Consider the following 19,468-nt stretch of genomic DNA (forward strand, 5'->3'; position numbering starts at 1 on the left):
GGGGATCCGTCGACTGTGACGGGCTGATTCCAGTCAACCGGGGACGCGACGCCCGCTCAAGCGTCCCGGGATGCGTTCACACCGGGACAACTGTCGCCGTCCCGCCTCCCCCTCCCGGCCCGGGCTGACGCAAAATCCACCGCGGACCCCAACCAACGACCAAGGACCGCTGACGGGAAGGGGGGAGGCAAAACTGAATCAACTGGCAGGACCCCCAGCCTGGGTCTATGTGGCACGAGGTGAGCCGTTGGGCGCGCTAGGGACGCTTACCGGTCAGTTCTTCAGTGTCTCCAAGCAGGCGAGCAAGGGATCGGACCCAGCGTCGCGATTCTCCTCGGCTACCTGAACAAATGTTTCGTAGATTCCTTCGGCGTCCTGGACTCCTGCCTTTTCAGCACCTGCGATCCACTCGCGCTTCACGTCGTCTGCGACGAGCTCTTTCCATTCATCAGTCTTCGACTGGTCCCAGACCGTGAATTTCTTTGACCCTTGAGTCACCTGTTCGCAGGAGGCAGCGTCTTTCTCAGTTCGAACGTCCACGGAGCGTCCGGCGAAGAACTCGTCACTGACTTCTTCGAAGACCTGCTGGACCTCAGGATCCATGCTCGCGAAAACGTCGCTGTTAATTAGTACTGATTGGTTAGAGTACGAGCCAAATCCGGTGTCCGTGGTGTACGGTGCCACCTCGTAGTATTTCCACCCTGCGATGCCGCCCAGCGTCATGACGTAAGCGTCCATTACGTTTTTGTCGAGCGCATCGTAAAGCTCCGTCGCGGACACGGTGGTCGGGTTCGCCCCCACGCCGGCGAGGGCAGTTGTAAACGATCCCGTGGAACGAGTCCGGAGACCCTCGAGATCCTCGATGCTATCAATCGGCTCCGTTGAGCCCATTATCGCTCCTGTGGCCGGGAAGAACTGGAGCAGTTTGACTCCGAGGCCGTCCAGCTCATCGTCAATCGCGGAATGCTTTTCCCGCACCGCGGACAGAGCAATCATCCTTGCCTGATCGGTAGCTCCCCACGTGGGCAGATCAGCAACAGTAAGCGCCGGGAACGCGGCGGGCGTATACGCCGGCGATACCAACGCCATGTCTACCCGGCCGTCCTGCACACACTGCAGGGACTCGGCAGAGTCACAACCGGTCCCTCCCGCGCCGGCGTACTCGATCTCATAACTCACCTTCCCATCAGTCTTCTCGACAACTTCGTCCATATACGCAATCAACGTTTGGGTATCGGGATGCTCAGCATTATTGGTGACGGCCGTAATGACAAGGTTTGTTACTCCCTCTGCTGCCCCGCTGCTGGCCGAACCACATGAAGTGGCCGCCAAAGACATCGCAACCATGCCTGCAACCGTTGCGCCGATAGTGCGTCGCCGTCCCGCAGTGTTCTGGCCTTGCCCTCGCACATAATTCCTGATCCGGTTCTGCATCTGACCATCCCTCTCGCTCATAATCATTCAGAGTGTCCATCCGCTTCAACATCACTGGTGATCCAGGAGCTTCGTAACCGCGACCAGCAAGCCCATGTCAGCGAATCGGTAACCGATCGATCGATCGCTCGTGGTGACGAGCATCACTCGTGGGCCTTCATTTGTCAAGCCCTCCTCGCCACCACGCTCGGGACCTGAGGCCCGGTTCCGCTGTTCGGAGAGCTGCAAGTCGCCAAGGTTCTTGTCTGAAGGCGACCGGGCGAAACTTGAGTCGCAGGGCGGGTCGCACGCCAAGCTCGGGCCTCGCTGTTGGAATTGTTCCGGTGCCAGCGGGAGGTGCGGCATCAGGATTCGTGCACATTGATCTCTGATTTGGACTTTTGATGCACACCGATCGGTTTGATAGAGCGGGATAAATCGTGCGAGGCCTCTGTCTATTGAGCCGCTGACCGCACCCAATCCAACTATCGGACGAAGACACGTGTAGGCCCAGTATGTTCGCGACACTTGTCGCGGTGCTAATACGTCCCAAAGCTCTTGAACGGGACTTGTGGCCCCGGTTGACTGGAAGCAACCGACCCTAGAGGAGCCAGATGGGACTCTACGGTCTGGCAGCAGGTGGTTGGGCCGGAGGCCCGTTGCCGCGAGGCGAAACCACCGGTACCTGTGTCGGGGTTGCCTATGCTATTCCCAACACAATCATTCGCGGTTCTGCGCTCATGTTGCCATGATCGCCTGCCGTGGATCCATGACACGAAGAGGTGGAATGAATGACAGCCAAGCGAATTTTCCCGCTCAGCGAAGGCGGAGTAGGCATAGAGGAGCTGACCTTCCCGAAAGCTCGACTTGAAGGTGACATCGATGGCACTAACTATCGTTTACGGGCCAGCGGCGAACTCCCTCCGCTACCGAGCCGGCCATTTATCCCAATTGACGAGGTCCGTAGCCTCGTTCTACCGGAAACAGACGACGCCGCGACCATCCTGGGGGCGCAAGCGCAGATGTTCTTTGTGGCGTCCGGATGGCTTGAGTTCGAACCTCGAAATGCCTCCCCCGTTAAATTCGGTCGCGGGGATCTGCTGCTTCTTGAGAAGCCGGTCGAGCTGAATGGGGCTATGCGCCACAGCAGTGGTACCCAGCTTGTTGCCCTTCGCCTTGCAGGCGAGTGGCCTGCTGAAGGTGAACCGCTTCATCGGGATGATGATGAAAAAGCCCCACCTTCCACACCGAACCTACGGACGATGAGACAAGCTGCGGAAGGGACGTCGTATTTTACGGGCTTTGAGCAGCTGTTTGAGGCCGAAGCCGGCACATATAGCCGAAGTCGACCTACCAATGGCATCTACTTCGCTGAGGCGAAGGACGGAACATTCATCGACATGCACCCCGAGGTGCAAGCCAATCTGGTGCTGATGTTGGGCGGCGACCTGGAACTCGAAGTCAGCGGTGAGGCAACGGTCGAGCACTTTCGTACCGGGGACGTTGTGCTTGCGGCCGACCGGACTGGAGAGGGACACATCGACCGATTCCACGGCACGACCACACTTCTAGTGGTTTCCATGGCAGAGAACGATCCTTGGCCTACCTCTGATGGGAGCAACTGAGTTGTACGTTGAGGCGCGTGACGCGGACCCGGGCATCGCGGGAACCGGATGATAGCCAGTCAGGAATCGCCCGATAAGCCACAGGAACAACTCCAGCGCCACGAGTGGCATCGATGATGCCACTGCTGAGGATAATCCCAGTACCGAAGGTTTCGCGCGGCGCTCTAACCGGGGAGCGTCCACATCTGCAGGGGCTAATCCAGACGAAGGTCGGAGACGTCCGACTCTAACGGCATGCTGCGCCGACGTGATGTACCGTGATTGCCCGGCGGCCACATGCCCTCCGGGCAATATGCGGTAGAGGCGTGAAGCCCCCTGCGTATAGGCCAGCAGCGGCGTCGCACCCTGAAGCATTGAATGCTGCCCTATTCTTCACTGTGGCGACGGGGCGATTTGGGCCCAGGTCAGTCGCCTCACCTCAGGCGTTGCACATGTATTTGTCAGATCTCCAGCCCAATCCGCAACGTCAGTGTTGTGCGCCAAAAGCCGATGTGCAGAACAGGACAACACCATGCTCGCAGCCTTCCGTGCCGCTCTTGCCAGCCCAGCACAGGTCAGCGACCGCGCCATAGACCTTCATGCGAAGGCACATGATGCCTCACACTTCCTGATGATCCCCCGCGCAGTGGCCACGCCGACGAGTGCTTCCGAAGTCGGTCGGCTACTCCAGGTGGGTGGAGATTTGGGCATGCCCGTGACCTTGCGCTCAGGCGGAACGAGTTTGAGCGGACAAGCTGTGACTGATGGCGTTCTGGTTGATGTGCGCAAGCACTTCAAGAAAATCGAGGTGCTTGACGACGGGGCAAGAGTCCGAGTGCAACCGGGTGTTACCGTGCGAACACTCAACGCCCGCTTGGCAAGATACGGGCGGAAATTCGGGCCCGATCCGGCGAGCGAATTAGCGTGCACCATCGGCGGCGTGGTGTCCAACAACTCCTCTGGCATGCACTGCGGCACAGGGGATAACGCCTACAGCACGCTTGAGTCAATGACGGTGGTGCTGCCGAACGGCACTGTGGTGGATACAGGGGCGCCCGATGCCGATCGGCGCTTGTACGCAGTTGAACCGGCGCTGCATGAAGGGTTGGGGCGGCTGTCGCAGCGGGTCCGCTCCAACCCTGCATCCGTTCGTAAGATCACTCAGCAGTTCTCCATGAAGAACACTATGGGGTACGGGCTGAACTCCCTTTTGGATTTCGAGCGCCCGGTAGACATGCTTGCTCACCTGATAGTGGGCAGCGAAGGGACCTTGGGTTTTGTGGCAGAGGCGGTGTTCCGTACTGTCCCAACACACGCGCACGTCGCCACCGGACTGCTCGTATTTCCGGACCTGCAGGCGGCAAACCTGGTGCTGCCTTCGCTGGTCGAGTCCCAGGCCGCGACGGTTGAATTGATGGACGCATTGTCATTGAAAGTGGGGCAGACCCTCCCAACGACGCCCGCTCTCATCCGTGATCTGCAGGTACGGAACCACGCCGCGTTGCTGGTGGAATATACGGCGGACAGTGCAGCGGAACTCTCTGATGCCCGGATCTCCGGCGCGGCGACGGTACCACCGATGGGTCTCAGCGCCCCAGCGATGTTCACCACTGATTCCGCCGCTCGTGCCGAACTGTGGCATCTGCGGAAGGGCCTATATGCAGCGGTGGCCGGTGCCCGTCCGCGGGGGACGACGGCCTTGCTGGAAGACGTCGTCGTGCCGGTGCCATCACTGGCCCGGACCTGCCGCGAGCTGAACCATCTGTTCGATAAGTATGGGTACCGGAACAGCGTCATCTTCGGACACGCCAAGGACGGCAACATCCACTTCATGCTGACAGACCGATTCGCTTCCCCGGCAGAGCTTGAGCGCTACAACGCCTTCACGGAGGACATGGTGGATCTGGTGCTGGGCGAGAACGGCTCCCTCAAGGCAGAACATGGCACAGGTCGTGTCATGACACCGTACGTGCGCCGCCAGTACGGTAACGAACTGTATGAGGTGATGTGGGAGATCAAGCGGCTGTTCGACCCCGCAGGCATGATGAACCCCGGCGTCATCATGAACTTGGATTCACAGGCGCACCTGCGCAATATCAAGGCTGACCCCACGGTGGCCGAGGAAGTGGACCGCTGCGTCTCCTGCGGATACTGCGAACCGGTATGCCCCAGCAAAGACATAACGTTGACTCCACGGCAGCGCATTGTCACTCTGCGCGCTATCGAACAGGCCAGGCTTGACGGCGATACCGTACTTGCAGCGGCCCTTGAAAAGGACTACGACTACGACGCGGTGCAGACCTGCGCCGTGGACGGGATGTGCCAAACCGCCTGCCCGGTGGACATCAACACCGGCAGCCTGATCAAACGGATCCGCCGGGAGGAATTGCACCCGGTGGCGGATGCCGCTTGGAAGGTAGCCGCTGATCATTGGGGCACCGTCATAAGAAGCGCCTCTACAGCTTTGACGCTGGCCGACAATCTACCCTCCGGCGTCATTGGGGCCGCGAATAGGACAGTCCGAGCGGTGTTGGGAGCCGATACCGTCCCTCTCTATTCGCCTGAACTGCCGACCGGAGGTTCGACACGGAAACGACCGGCCCCGACAGAGGCACCGGACGCGGTTTACTTCCCGGCATGCGTCCAAACGATGTTTGGCCCGGCCGGTTCCCCGGACCATGCCGGCATACAGTTTAGCTTCGAGCAGCTTTGCGACAGAGCCGGCGTGACGCTGCTTGTGCCTCACGACATTGATGCCCTGTGCTGCGGTACGCCCTGGTCGTCAAAGGGCCTCACCAAAGGGCAGGAGGCGATGCGATCTCGCACATTGACCGCCTTGCGGAAGGCCAGCCGCAACGGTGAACTTCCGATAGTCTGCGATGCATCCTCCTGTACCGAGGGACTAATCAGCGTAATAGAATCCGAGTCTCCGGGGTCGGGCCAGCGTCCGCTTCGAGTCATGGACGCCGTACAGTTCGCGGTTGAACGGATCCTTCCGGCGTTGGGTTCGTACGCCAAGCTGGAATCTTTGGCCTTGCATCCAACCTGTTCGTCCACCAGGCTTGGGCTGAATGGTGCCCTGACAACAGTCGCTGGGGCTGTGGCGGAACGGGTACAGGTGCCCGAGAACTGGGGCTGCTGCGCCTTCGCCGGTGACCGAGGGATGCTGCATCCGGAACTGACCGAATCAGCAACGCTCAAGCAGGCAGCCGAGGTAGCCGATCTTGACTCCAGCGCCCATGCTTCCTGCAACCGCACGTGTGAGCTGGGAATGACGCGTGCGTCCGGACAGACGTACCGGCACGTGCTGGAATTGCTGGAGGAGGCGAGCCGCCCGTCGGAAGATCCCTGAGCGCTGTTGAGACGGATGCAGCTTCGCGGGATGCTGCGGCCCTAATCGAAGAGCTGGGAGGTCCGGCATCTGATTGGCATCCCTGTCCCCGCGGAGGCCTGCCGCCGTCACGAGAGGGAGAACTCAGCGGTTCGCGTTCCGGTAAGGCACATTGGAACGGAGGCCATGCCCTGATGATCCAACCTCCGTTCCAAATCTGGGAAGGAGCCAGCGAGGAGAATCTTTTCGAGGCGCCAAGCCAGGGTAGCGGGAGTCCGCGGCCAGTTCCCTCCTGTCCCGCCAGATAAAGGGGGGGACCAGATCATGTCAGCCCGTCAGCGAACCCCGCCGGCATCGTCAATCGAGCCGGCGACGAGGGGCTGCACGCATGGCAGCAAGCTGCCACGAACGCGAACAAGTCTCCATCCGCAGAAACGCAACCGGAAGCGAGATCTTCCTTGGGACATACCCTCAGCAGCTTGACGAAAACCGCAGAGGCACCTCCCGCCGCTGGTTTACCTTAGCCACAAGTGCTTCGAGCACTGCCGGATCCTCAATAGTGGGGGGGATGGCAGGCTGTTCTCCGTCGATGATCTGACGGATTGTCTTCCTTAAGATCTTGCCGGATCTCGTCTTGGGGAGTCGCTGCACTATGGTGACGTCACGGAACGCCGCAACGGGTCCAATGTGGTCCCGGACGAGCTTAGTCAAGGCGGCGGTTAGAACGTTCTGGTCGGCATCCGCGCCGGATTTCAGGGTGACAAAGCCGGCCGCCCGCTGACCCTTCATTTCGTCCTTAATGCCTACAACAGCGGCGTCAGCTACATCGGGGTGGAGGAGCAGCACTTCTTCGATGGCGCCGGTGGAGAGTCTATGGCCGGCGACGTTGATAACATCATCGGTGCGCCCCATTACGAAAAGGTACCCGTCATCGTCGAAGTAGCCAGAGTCTCCCGTTGCGTAATATCCCGGGAACGCGGTCAGATACGCTTTCCGGAAACGGTCCTCGCTGCCCCATATGCCGAGCAAGGCGCCAGGCGGCAGGGGAACGCCGATGGCAATGTTGCCTTGGACTCCGGCCTCCCTGATCGGCTCGCCGGAGGAGTTGAGAATGGCGACATCATAACCGGGCATCGGTAACGATGTGGAACCCGGCTTTGTCGGAATCGGATGGATTCCCATGGGGTTGGCGCAAATCGCCCATCCGGTCTCTGTCTGCCACCAGTGGTCTATGACGGGGCGTTCGAGGCCCTCCTTGATCCAATGGTAGGTTTCTGAGTCGAGACGTTCGCCGGCGAGGAAGAGTGCCTGCAGGCTACTCGTGTCATGCTCAGCAAGCTTGGACAGCTCCGGGTCCATGCTGCGGATGGCCCGGATGCCAGTCGGCGCGGTGAACAGCACTCGCACCGAATGGTCCTCGATGACGCGCCAGAATGCTCCGGCATCAGGGGTCCCGACGGGTTTCCCTTCGTAGATGACGGTGGCGGCACCGGCGATAAGCGGCCCGTAGACGATGTAGGAATGGCCGACGACCCAGCCAACGTCGGAGGCTGCCCAATAGACATCGCCCGCGGCAATATCGTAGATGTTGCTCATTGACCAGTTGAGCGCCACTGCGTGGCCCCCGTTGTCGCGCACGATTCCCTTGGGGCTTCCGGTCGTACCGGAGGTGTAAAGAATGTATAGCGGGTCGGAGGAACTTACCGGGACGATCTCTGCTGGCGCAGCGTCCGCGACCTGCTTATCCCAGTCGAGCCATTGAACGTCGTTAGTGCTGGCAGAGTGAGCGGGGTCATGGGGGATCGTCTGGCGACGCTTAACGATGACGGTCTGTACGTTTGTGCTCAGCTCCAGCGCCCGGCGCACGAGGGGCAGGTACTCAACTACCCTTCCCGGTTCGAGTCCGCCGGTAGCCGTGACCAGAACCTTAGCTTGCGAGTCGTCGATCCTTGTGGCGAGTTCGTTCGCTGCGAAGCCTCCGAAGACAACCGAGTGCACTGCGCCGATCCTGGCACAGGCCAGCATTGCGACTGCCGCTTCGGGGATCATCGGCATGTAAATGATGACGCGGTCGCCCTTTCCCACGTTGTTCGCCTTGAGTGCTCCCGCGAACGCTGCAACAGCGTCCTGCAGTTCGCGGTAGGTGATCCTCTCCTTAGCACCGGTCATCGCGGAGTCATAGATGATGGCGAGTTCATCACCACGGCCCTGCTCCACATGCCGATCGACCGCGTTGTAGCACGTATTTAACCTCCCGTCTGGAAACCAAGTCCAGCTTGCGTTGTCCTGCACATCAATTGCGCGCGTCGGGTCAGTAATCCAGTCAATCCCGGCGGCAGCAGAGAGCCAAAAGTCGTTCCCGGATTCCATGCTGTGCTGTCTAATTGCTTGGTAGCTCGACAATCCCTGGTTTTTCATGTGCCCTTCTTCTGTTTGGAGCCGCGAAGCTGACCAGTGGCAAGCCTGTCCTCCGTGCCGGTTCACAGCACGAGGATGCTGTTGATGCCCGATACCACTAACACTTTGGGCCGGCCTCTGCGAGGTTGATCGCGGCACCGTTCGGCGGCCAATACGATAACGTTGGGCGACACCCGCAATGCAACTACTGGGGTAGGGTGCCATTAGTGCCCGGAGCGGTTGGCGTTAATCCGGGCGGGCTGCACCCCGCCCGAAGAAAAGCCAGATGCTGTTTGCTCCAGAGCGATCGCTCGGTAGAATCAGTGTGCCGGGTCACGCCATTCGGTGTCAAGGGGCGGTTTGCGTCGGGACGAATTGTGGTCACACTAGGCGGAGCAGAAGGGAGCCGGGCATGAACGCGCGAGGTCGGGAGACTGATATCAAGGCCGGGTACGGGAGCGGAGCCGGCCTTGGCGCCATTGTTGGCGACGCCGGTCCCGGCCCTGCCCGGGAACCCCGTCCGGAGATCCTGGATTGGCGGAACTACGCGGAACCTGCCCTGCCGGAAATGTTGCAGCTGGCGCTGGACTGCTTTGTGGAAAGCGGGTACCACGGGACGACCATCCGGACCCTGGCTCTGCGGGTGGGGCTGTCCGTGCCCGGCCTTTATCACCACTATCCTTCGAAACAAGCCATCCTGGTGGCAATCGTCCGGCACGCTATGGCGGATCTGTATGCCCGAAGCCAGGCGGCATTGGCGGAGGCCGGGGAGTCCGTCGAGGAGCAGTTCCGCCTCCACATCGAATGCCTCGTGCTTTTCCACGCCCACCGCAGCGATCTGGCGTTCATCGCCGCCAGTGAAATCCGTAGTCTTGAAAACGGGGCACGCGAGCAACACATCGCGGCCCGGGACCGGCAGCAACGGATTCTTGATGGCATCGTCGGCCGGGGTGTATCGGAGCGGCTCTTCACCGCCGAGTTCCCCAAAGAGGCCAGCCGGGCCGTGGTCACCATGTGCACGGGCGTCGCACAGTGGTACCGCCCCAACGGCCCGCTGACCCCCGAGGAACTCGCCACCAGATACGTAGCAATCGCCCGAGGTGCCCTGGGCAGCCGTCACTGAACAACATCCAACACTATGTCTGGGCGGCAAACCGCTGCCAGACGCCGGGTACTGTCCTGACGTCTTTCGATCCCGTAGTCGGAGTGCCATCCTTTCCTATCACCACGCGGCTCGGAGTACGGCAAGCACATCCGCTTCATTTACCTCCGAATCCGTCCGCACCGCAAAATCACTCATTGCCTGGTGCGCGATGCCGGTCAAGCTGTTTTCCTTAACGCCAATGTCACGGAGCCTGGCCGGTACGCCGAGCATTGCGAATGCGGAAACCAAGTGAGCCCGAAAGCGATGGACTGAGAGCCCGAAAAATTTCGCGGTCCGGACAACAGCCCTCGGGCGCCTCACCGCTTCGTGGTCGAGCCGGTGCGGTAGCACTATTGCATCGACCAGGCCGTTGTGCTGCCCGTATTGCCATCCAATTGTGTGGGAAATGGCTGCTGTAATGCCGCCGCCAGCAACATCTGTACCTTCGCCCGTCAGAAGTGCTGCGAGCACCAGATCAACGTAAACGTCTGCATCGGCCGGTTCGGATTTCAATCGGGGCAACAACTCAATCGTATTGCGGGCCGCCTGCACCAGGGATGCGTCTGAAAAAATGTTCGATGTGGGGGACAGCAGGCCCTCGACCGCCATGACAAGGGTGGTCGTTGCTGCCGTGGCGGCTACCGGGGGAGGGCACGTAGCCAGGAGTTCAGGACTTACGATAATTGCCCGTGCGCGGGTCTGCGGGTCGAACAACTCGAACCGGTCGGCGCGGTCGTCCGATGTCACCGCGCTGGCCGCTTTCCCTGTCGCGGCTGTCGGCGTTGTCGGCAACGCCAGCATGGGAAGCTTCTTGCCTTTCAGCCTAGGGCTGTGCACTGTTCCGTCACTTCCGTAACTGGTGGCATGCCGGGAAATGTCACGACCCTCTACGTGCAGGATGTTCGCCGCACGGGCTGTCACCATTACGGAACCACCTCCGATTGCTATGATCCCATCAGCTCCGGAATCCCTGATGGCGTCGGCAGCGGCGTTTACGGCCGGCAGCGGGCTTTGCGGCAGCACTCCGTCGAAGACTCCGGCTATAGTTCCGCCCGTTGCCTCGTCTATGGCGTCGAGAAGGGAGGCCCTACGCGCAATTGACCGGCTGCAGATGACGATTGGCCGGCGACATCCCGTGCGGTCCAGCTCGCCGACGATGCTGCTGAAGCTACCTTGGCCCCAGAAAATCCTTGACGGACCCCGCACCAACCTGCTGGCAGTATGAACTACCGGTGGCAATGACTCTGGACTGGTCATTTTGTTCGCCAATCCTGGCGCAGCGTTTCCACCCATTCCTCCACTTCGAACCTGAACTCTTCAAACGGTTTGCCAAGGCCGCTTGTGCTGCAGCTAGGCGAACCACCAAAACTTCGCACCGTGAAGCGGAAAGGATGTCTGATTCATGGGCCTCCCGGTTGTTCACCCCACGCAGCCGCTCTATGTCTGTCCGCGATGGCCCGTTCAACCGTAGGTGTACAGCCCTTGTCCAGCTTTCCTGCCGGTGTGGCCTGCTTCCACGAGGCGGCGAAGGTTGTTCGGTACGATGTTTGCCGGGTCCTTGGTTTCGGCATAGATGGAGTCTGCGACATGAACGACAATGTCCAGACCGATGAAGTCGGCCAGCGCCAGAGGCCCCATGGGCATCCCGCAACCGAGTTTCATTCCCTCGTCAATGTCAATGGCGCTGGCGTAGCCGCTGTCCAGCATCCGGGCCGCCGAGATCAGGTAGGGAATCAATAGAGCGTTAACAGCAAAGCCCGGACGGTCTGAAATCATCAATGCCCGTTTGCCCAGCTGCTCACGTACGAACCGTTCCACCGTCGTCAAGGCCACTGTGTTGGTCAGCACGGTGGGAATGACTTCCACGAGATTCATCCGCGGTACCGGATTAAAGAAATGCATTCCCAGGAACCGTTTGGGATCCGCCAGGCAACGCGAGAGTTTGGTGATTGGGATCGAGGACGTATTCGTGGCGATGATTGTCGCAACGCTAACGTTCTGCTCAATGCGGCGCAGCACCTCCTGTTTGATCTCCAGGACTTCCGGAACCGCTTCGATGACGAGATCGCAGGATACCAGCGCGGAAATGTCCTCGCCGAGATCGAGACGTGACACACATGATTGGAGTTCGCCTGCTGTCATCTGCCCTTTTGAGAGCAGGCGTTGCAGATCGGATTCGATATGCTTGCGTGCCTCCCGCAACGCTTCTGCAGCTGTGTCGTGCAACACAACTGAGACGCCGGCACGAAGACAGGTCAGCGCGATGCCTCGGCCCATCGCTCCGGATCCGGCCACACCCACTGCGGCAATCGAGGTGGCGGAACCAGTCATGAACCATACCTCCTGATAAAGGCGGTTAGCCTGCGGCCACCGCAATTGCACATTGTAACGACTGCATAATTCAGATTCCGGCGCTCAAAGCCATGGACGTGGCGGGTACCCCGGATATCGGACTGTTTCCCCGGGGCAGTCCTTCCTGGGGAAAGGTCCGGAACCAGCAAGCATGACAGAGACCCATCACTGTCGGCCACGCCGATGTGCGGACCGGATCTGGGTATGGCAAGGCTAGGGCTCGGGCGCCGATACAGCCGATGACGGCGGTCCGTTCTCATTGGTGGACACCTGATCATCGGTTGGACTCTGCGCCGAGGCGGGCGAATTGCCGTGCAGCGGCCAGCAACCGGGGTACGCCGGTTTCCAGGGACGGTCCAAAATGGGTGTCGTGGGGACGTTCTCCCCGGAGCCATCGGGTGTAGATCGCCTCGCAAAATACCGCAGCCTTCCAGAGGGCAAGTGTCTGATACCAGGGCAGAGCTTCCAGACTCAGGCCCGTGCGTTCCTTGTATCTCGTGATGAGTTGGGCACGGCTGAGGTATCCCGGTTCACGGGTTACTGGTGTCAGTTCCAGGGGTGTGGAAATACTCCCGGGTTCGGCATAAGTGGCGGTCAGGTATCCCAGATCGGCCAAGGGGTCTCCGATGGTGGCCATTTCCCAATCCAATATGGCGCGGACTTCTACCCGTGGCTGGGGAGCAAACATGATGTTTCCGGCCCGGTAGTCCCCGTGGATTACCGCCGCCGCCTGGCTGTCAGGAACGTTTCGGGCCAGCCAGTTCCCGATGCTGGTGACCTCGGTGAGGTTCCGGGTGGTGTTAATGTCCCACAACTTGGAAAATCGTTCGACCTGTCGTGAGAGGTAACCGTCGGGACGGCCAAACGTAGACAGCGCGCCGGAACTCACGTCTATCTGATGCAGCTGGACCAGGGTGTCTACGAGGGCTGCGCTGGTCGCCTCACGCTGCTGCGGGGAATCCAGGTGGCGCGGAATGCTGTCGGTGATGATGGTTCCGTCCAGGAAGGACATGACGTAGAAAGGAACCCCGAGGACGGAGGCGTCTTCGCAGACCGCTAGGATTTCAGGTACCGGCAGACCGGCCTGCCGGACCAGTTGTTGGATTCGTGCTTCCCGAGCCATGTCATGAGTGGACTTAGGCAATGGTGGGCGGGGACCGCGCCGCAGGACGAAGACGTCCCGCCCGCGTTCGATCCGATAGGTGATGTTGGATTGTCCGTCACCGATACGCGCCCATGATAACGGTCCCGCCCCCAGCGAGTTCGCGTCAAAGAACTCAGTGACGGCATCAATAATCAACAGAGGCGGTGATTCCAAACGGCTGGCATCTGCGCGGGATACGACAACTTCTTCCTGATCGGGAACAGTGGTCATTAGGGGAGCCGTCGGCATCAGCGGACTCCTGCGGTTTCGCTATGCCCGTCTTCGGCTTTCTCCGGACGGCTCGACCACCTTGGGTTAACGGGTGCGTCTACATCTGCCAGATACGCTTCGCCCCCTGCAACTGCGGCTCGGCGCCGGGCGGATGCTCTGCGGGAGATGGCCCACTTGTGAGTTTCATTTGCCCCGTCGTAGATCCGGAAGGGGCGCACCTCGTTGAGGTACGAGGCCAACGGCAGACCGTCAGAGACGCCGTCGCCGCCGCAGATCTGGATGGCCCGGTCGATGGTCCGGTGAATGGCCTCGGAACAGTGGACCTTAGCCACCGAAGACAGGGCAGAACCGGCTTTCGGGTTGGTTTCCAATAGGAAAGCGGTCTTGGTGATGATGGCATCGGAGGTTTCGATGTCGATTACAGATTGGGCGATCATTTCCTGGACCATCCCAAGATCCTTCATCGAAGAACCGAAGAGTTCGCGTCGCTCAGTGCGGTCCATCGCTATATCGAGCGCTCGGCGGGCCAGGCCAAGCCATCGCATGCAGTGCGTGAGTCTGGCCGGACCGAGGCGGACTTGGGCGTACTTGAAGCCCTGTCCCGGTTCACCGAGGACCGCTTCATCCGGCACGAAACAATCATCGAAGTAGAGATGAGGGTGTCCGCCGTCGATGGCCCTGTCGATGGTATGAATTTGTTCCCCGAGGCGGATTCCCGGGTTATCCATGTCCACGAGGAACATCGTTGCCCCAGCTGCCGAGACTGGTGTCTCATCAGTGGCCGCCATCACGATGCAAAATGCTGCGCCATCCGCGCCGCTGATGAAACGCTTGTGGCCGTTGATTGACCAGCCGCCTTGAACCCTTGTTGCTCTGGTGAGCAACGCGTTTGGGTCCGAGCCGGCACCCGGGTGTGGCTCGGTCATGCCGAAGCAGGAGCGCGCCGTACCGGCGGCCAGCGGAGAAAGGTAACGCTGTTTCTGGGACGGCGTGGCAATGAGGTTGAGCATGTGCATGTTGCCCTCGTCAGGTGCCATGCAGTTCAGTGCCGATGGGCCGATGGGGGAATATCCGGCTTCCTGGAAGATGGGGGACCAGTGTTCAATAGGGACACCTTGCCCGCCGAACTCCGTGGGAACGTGCGGGGCAAACACCCCGGCTTCCTTGGCAGCATGTTGAAGGCTGAGTCTCGTGTCATGGTTCAAGCGTTCGCCGGGTTTGGGCTCGGCTGGCATAACGACGGTTCGGATGAATTCTCTGGTGCGCAGTCTCAGTCCTTCGAGTTCTGCCGGCAGCGTTTGGTTGCTCATAGGTGTCCTTTCGGGATATCGGAAGTTAGGCAATGCCGCCTGCGGAGAGGAGCCCACCATCGAGATTGAGAACCTGGCCTGTGACCCAGGAGGCGTCAGGGGAGGCAAGGAAGGCGACGGCTCCAGCAATGTCTTCCGGCGTACCGAGACGGTTGAGGGGATACCGGGCAGAAACTTCGGTTTCCTTGCCGTCGTAGAGCGCCTTCGCAAACTGCGTCTTGACCACGGCAGGGGCAATGGCATTGACGCGGATTTTCGGGCCGAGCTCAACAGCCAAAGTTCGGGTCAGGTGGCCGATCGCAGCTTTGCTGATGCCGTACATGCCGATGCCCGGTGAGGGCGTCTGCCCCGTAACCGAAGACAGGTTGATTACGGATCCACCGTTCCTGGCGAAACTCAGGTCTTCGTACTTATAAACGTCCTGGACCCAAGCGAGCGTTGCAAGGAGGTTAACCTCGATGATCTTGCGAGCAGCGTCCAGATCAAGTTCCATCAGGGAACCGTAGACAGGATTAATTCCGGCGTTGTTGACCAAAACGTCCAGCCGGCCGAATTTCCCGGCCACCGTATCGAGCACTTCGCGCCGATGATCGGGATCGTCGGACTTGCCGGCGACGGCAATCACGGACCCCTTAGGAAATTTGTCCGCCGCCTCTTCAAGGGCGTCCTTCTTGCGGGCAGTGATGCAGACCCGAGCGCCTTCGGCGACGAGCCGAGCAGTAATCGCCAGCCCGATACCCCGGCTCGCGCCCGTAACAATGGCGGCGGTACCGCTGAGCCTATGGGCGTCGACTTCTCCTGCCGCAGCAGGCTTATCCCGACCGGGATTGCCTGAAGAGGTGATGCCAGTCATGAAATTCCTTTCGAAGGGGTGCGCCGCATCATTTACTAAACGGGATCCCCGGCCAATCCAGCCTGAACGTCATAGGCAGATCCTCGACCGATCGTCGCATGGAGTGGGCAGCGTCAGGGCGAATCCGTGCCGTGATTTATCCTGTGGGCGGCGGTTCTGCGGGCAAACGAAGGACCGAATGCATTTACTCCAGAGCGATCGCTCGGTAGAATCAGTGTGCCGGGTCACGCCATTCGGTGTCAAGGGGCGGTTTGCGTCAGGACGAATTGTGGTCACACTAGGCGGAGCGGAAGGGAGCCGGGCATGAACGCGCGAGGCCGGGAGACTGATATCAAGGCCGGGTACGGGAGCGGAGCAGGCCTTGGCGCCATTGTTGGCGACGCCGGTCCCGGCCCTGCACGGGAACCCCGTCCGGAGATCCTGGATTGGCGGAACTACGCCGAACCTGCCCTGCCGGAAATGTTGCAGCTGGCGCTGGACTGCTTTGTGGAAAGCGGGTACCACGGGACGACCATCCGGACCCTGGCTCTGCGGGTGGGGCTGTCCGTGCCCGGCCTTTATCACCACTATCCTTCGAAACAAGCCATCCTGGTGGCAATCGTCCGGCACGCTATGGCGGATCTGTATGCCCGAAGCCAGGCGGCATTGGCGGAGGCCGGGGAGTCCGTCGAGGAGCAGTTCCGCCTCCACATCGAATGCCTCGTGCTTTTCCACGCCCACCGCAGCGATCTGGCGTTCATCGCCGCCAGTGAAATCCGTAGTCTTGAAAACGGGGCACGCGAGCAACACATCGCGGCCCGGGACCGGCAGCAACGGATTCTTGATGGCATCGTCGGCCGGGGTGTATCGGAGCGGCTCTTCACCGCCGAGTTCCCCAAAGAGGCCAGCCGGGCCGTGGTCACCATGTGCACGGGCGTCGCACAGTGGTACCGCCCCAACGGCCCGCTGACCCCCGAGGAACTCGCCACCAGATACGTAGCAATCGCCCTAGGCCAAGCACAGGCTGAGCCCCGTTCAGAGACTATGTCGGGTCCGTTAGTTTCGATTAGTCCAGAGGACCGCTGCAGGCCTGCATTTAGAAGGGGTTGGAGTGATGGCTACTGTCGATAAGGGGGCTGCTTCGGACATGGATCCCAGCCGCCAGAATCGCCACTTAGCTGCCCTGACACGGCTCGCCTCGGTGATTGCACGGGGGGACCAGCTTCAGGAGGTGTTGGATGCCCTGGCCGCTGAGGCACGGACAACGATCGGACTTGCAACCTGTGCGGTGGTTCTCGTCGGTCCGGCTGACACCATTGTCACCGCCGGTGTCGCAGGCTTGCCTGTTGATTACGCGGAGGTGTTGGAGGCTGCCCGTCAACGGGGCGCCCCACTGACGACATTGCGTGCCGTACACGAGAATTCCGTTGTCGTGGCAAGGGGGTGGCGGACCAAGATGCTGGGGGACCCCCGATATGGCGTGTTGCGCGATGTCGTCGGCGGGTTCGACCTCGACGTGCTTGTCGCTGCCCCTTTTCGAGGAGGGGAACAGGTCCATCCGGATGATGCCGTGGTCGGCGCGATTACCGGCTTCTTGACCAGTGGCAGGGAACCCGATGACGAGGATCTGGCCTTCCTAGGCGCGGTAGCTGATCATGCGGCAATCGCCATCGCGAATGCGCGCATGCTTCGCAGGCTGAGAATCGATGCCGCACGAGAAGAGCGGCGCCGGCTGGCACGGGACCTGCATGATTCCGTGACTCAGGGCCTCTTTTCCCTGTCGCTACGCACGAAAGCTCTCCAGATGGAGGCCGCGGCAGGCCAGATCAACGACTTGTCGACGAGGCTGTCGGAAATACATGAGCTCTCGAAGGATGCCCTGGCGGAAATGCGTGCCTTGATCATGTCCAAGCGGGCCACTGGACTTGGGGAAGACGGGCTGGTGCTTTCCTTGCGCAGATATTGTGCCGCCATTCAGGCACGGGAAGGGATCCCGATCACTGTGCAGAGTAGTGGCAATGATCTTATGGAGCTTGATGAGGAGGTGGCGGAAGATCTTTTCATGACTACGGCCGAGGCCGTAAGAAACGCAGTCAAGCATGCAACGCCGCAGTATATTTCAGTTCGAGTCGAGCCAGACAGAAAGGAACCCTCGACTCTGGTCATTGAAGTCATTGATGATGGCGAGGGTATCCCACGGCAGGAAGACCGTAACGACGGGCTCGGTCTGCGCACCATGAGCGAGAGACTGGCGAGACATGGAGGTACGGTGTCGGTTCGCCGCCTCAATGGCGAAGACGGCACTATCGTCCATGCGGCTCTCCCAGGCGTCCTTCTGCCTGAAGCTCGAGAATAGGGGGCAACGATTGAACCAGATTAACGTGCTTGTCGTAGACGATCATGCTCTTGTGAGGCATGGCCTGCGGGCCTACCTTCACATGCAGGATGGCATCTCCGTATGGGGGGAAGCCGAAAACGGCCAGGAAGCGCTCAACTTCCTCACCGAGGCAGGGGCCGAAGGTAAGGTGGTGCCCGATCTCGTGCTCATGGATCTGCACATGCCCGTTCTGGATGGCATACAGTCAATCGAGGCAATCCACGCCGTCTTTCCGGACCTGAAAATCGTGGCCTTGACCAGCTATTCCGACGCTTCTAGAATTCATGCCGCTCTTGAGGCCGGCGCTACGGGGTATCTCCTCAAGGATTCGGACCCGGAGCAGGTCTCGGCAGCTATCCGCTCAGCCTTCAACGAACAAGTTTATCTGGATCCCCTGGTTGCCGGAGTCGTCGCCCGGTCAATGCGCACACAGGTCACCTCCGGCTTAAGCTCCAGGGAACGGGAGGTCATCAAGCTCGTCGCTAAAGGCTATACAAACCAGGAGATAGCAGACGACCTCTTCATTAGCGAAAGAACCGCGCGGACCCACGTGAGCCATATCATCACCAAACTTGGTTTGTCCTCCCGAATCCAGGCAGCGCTATGGGCTATCCGGGAAGGCATCGCGCCGATTCAATAGATCGAGTCATTTGTCCCACGATGAACGGGACCCTGTCCCGTCGCCGCTGCTTGCTATTTCTGCTTCGCTTATAAGCATGATTCGCCTGAAGCCGGATCACTGGAATATCAGACGATGAACGCGGAAGCACCTTCGCTGTGCACCGCGTAAGTGGACAAAGGGAGCAGGAATCATGGCAGGTGACAGCTCTGACTATGTCAGCGTTCTGATCGTAGACGTCGACCGACGGGTACGGGGCGCACTTCGGCGGCTCCTCGAGGTTTTTAGTCCAGGGCTCCGAATCGACGAGTCGGCAGACGCGAACATGGCCTGCCGCGCAGCGGAAGCTTTTGCGTACGACCTGATCATTGTCGACGTAACCATGGAAGACCAGTCCCGGGCATCCAGCCTCATCGAGCATTTCCAAACGACGACTTCGAGTACAGTCATCGCCACCGGTTCGCGGCTTGAGCACAGAGGGCTCGCGTTGGATGCGGGAGCGGATGGTTTTGTTGCCAAGTTCGACGCTCGTAACGATACTCTGGCGGTCCTTGGCCGCTCGTTGGGGTCCGCGGTGAATTTTGCGTCAGCCCGGACCCGGAGGGGGCGGCGGGACCGCGACAGTTGTCCCGGTGTGAACGCATCCCGGGACGCTTGAGCGGGCGTCGCGTCCCCGGTTGACTGGAATCAGCCCGTCACAGTCGACGGATCCCC

General features: G+C 60.4%; 14 protein-coding genes. 7 read left to right on the forward strand and 7 right to left on the reverse strand.

What is annotated here, in order from left to right:
- Positions 1-273 precede the first annotated feature (273 nt).
- Positions 274-1,461, reverse strand: coding sequence for a TRAP transporter substrate-binding protein DctP (gene dctP / locus AC5RV3_RS17630; RefSeq protein WP_494123189.1), 1,188 nt, complete (start codon positions 1,459-1,461; stop codon positions 274-276).
- Positions 1,462-2,204: 743 nt separating this feature from the next.
- Here dctP and AC5RV3_RS17635 point away from each other — a divergent pair.
- Positions 2,205-3,038, forward strand: a complete 834-nt coding sequence (locus AC5RV3_RS17635; protein ID WP_494123190.1) for a hypothetical protein — start codon at positions 2,205-2,207, stop codon at positions 3,036-3,038.
- Between the two features lie 511 nt (positions 3,039-3,549).
- On the forward strand, positions 3,550-6,369 hold the full coding sequence (locus tag AC5RV3_RS17640; protein WP_494123191.1) for an FAD-binding and (Fe-S)-binding domain-containing protein: 2,820 nt from the start codon (positions 3,550-3,552) through the stop codon (positions 6,367-6,369).
- A 450-nt stretch (positions 6,370-6,819) separates the two neighbouring features.
- On the opposite strand, the gene AC5RV3_RS17645 is transcribed toward AC5RV3_RS17640, so the two are convergent.
- A complete protein-coding gene (locus tag AC5RV3_RS17645) occupies positions 6,820-8,766 on the reverse strand; it encodes an acetate--CoA ligase (protein WP_494123192.1) in 1,947 nt (648 codons plus the stop codon).
- 391 nt (positions 8,767-9,157) lie between these two features.
- Here AC5RV3_RS17645 and AC5RV3_RS17650 point away from each other — a divergent pair, with 391 nt between their 5' ends.
- Entirely contained in the window at positions 9,158-9,868 is a 711-nt protein-coding gene (locus AC5RV3_RS17650; RefSeq protein WP_494123193.1) for a TetR/AcrR family transcriptional regulator, read from the forward strand.
- Positions 9,869-9,967: 99 nt separating this feature from the next.
- Here AC5RV3_RS17650 and AC5RV3_RS17655 read toward each other — a convergent pair whose 3' ends face one another.
- From AC5RV3_RS17655 to AC5RV3_RS17675, 5 genes are all read right to left on the reverse strand, one after another.
- Entirely contained in the window at positions 9,968-11,182 is a 1,215-nt protein-coding gene (locus AC5RV3_RS17655; RefSeq protein WP_494123194.1) for an iron-containing alcohol dehydrogenase family protein, read from the reverse strand.
- Positions 11,183-11,350: 168 nt separating this feature from the next.
- Complete coding sequence (locus tag AC5RV3_RS17660; RefSeq protein WP_494123195.1) at positions 11,351-12,220, reverse strand: 3-hydroxyacyl-CoA dehydrogenase family protein; 870 nt, start codon at positions 12,218-12,220, stop codon at positions 11,351-11,353.
- Between the two features lie 295 nt (positions 12,221-12,515).
- Positions 12,516-13,616: a phosphotransferase family protein gene (locus AC5RV3_RS17665; RefSeq protein ID WP_494123196.1), complete on the reverse strand. Its 1,101-nt coding sequence runs from the start codon at positions 13,614-13,616 to the stop codon at positions 12,516-12,518.
- Between the two features lie 17 nt (positions 13,617-13,633).
- Complete coding sequence (locus tag AC5RV3_RS17670; protein ID WP_494123197.1) at positions 13,634-14,926, reverse strand: acyl-CoA dehydrogenase family protein; 1,293 nt, start codon at positions 14,924-14,926, stop codon at positions 13,634-13,636.
- A gap of 25 nt (positions 14,927-14,951) precedes the next feature.
- The gene (locus tag AC5RV3_RS17675) at positions 14,952-15,779 is read right to left on the reverse strand and encodes an SDR family oxidoreductase (RefSeq protein WP_494123198.1); all 828 of its coding nucleotides are present in this window, start codon (positions 15,777-15,779) and stop codon (positions 14,952-14,954) included.
- Between the two features lie 303 nt (positions 15,780-16,082).
- Between AC5RV3_RS17675 and AC5RV3_RS17680 the strand changes: the two genes are divergently transcribed.
- The 4 genes from AC5RV3_RS17680 (at position 16,083) to AC5RV3_RS17695 (ending at position 19,412) form a co-directional block, all read left to right on the forward strand.
- On the forward strand, positions 16,083-16,889 hold the full coding sequence (locus AC5RV3_RS17680) for a TetR/AcrR family transcriptional regulator (RefSeq protein WP_494123199.1): 807 nt from the start codon (positions 16,083-16,085) through the stop codon (positions 16,887-16,889).
- Positions 16,873-18,114, forward strand: a complete 1,242-nt coding sequence (locus AC5RV3_RS17685) for a GAF domain-containing sensor histidine kinase (RefSeq protein WP_494123200.1) — start codon at positions 16,873-16,875, stop codon at positions 18,112-18,114. Before AC5RV3_RS17680 ends, AC5RV3_RS17685 begins: the two co-directional genes overlap by 17 nt.
- A gap of 10 nt (positions 18,115-18,124) precedes the next feature.
- The gene (locus AC5RV3_RS17690) at positions 18,125-18,775 is read left to right on the forward strand and encodes a response regulator (RefSeq protein WP_494123201.1); all 651 of its coding nucleotides are present in this window, start codon (positions 18,125-18,127) and stop codon (positions 18,773-18,775) included.
- A gap of 172 nt (positions 18,776-18,947) precedes the next feature.
- Positions 18,948-19,412 (forward strand): response regulator, encoded by a 465-nt coding sequence (locus tag AC5RV3_RS17695; protein ID WP_494123202.1) that lies wholly within the window; start codon positions 18,948-18,950, stop codon positions 19,410-19,412.
- Positions 19,413-19,468 lie beyond the last annotated feature (56 nt).

It is taken from the genome of Arthrobacter sp. Y3221114 (assembly GCF_059092625.1).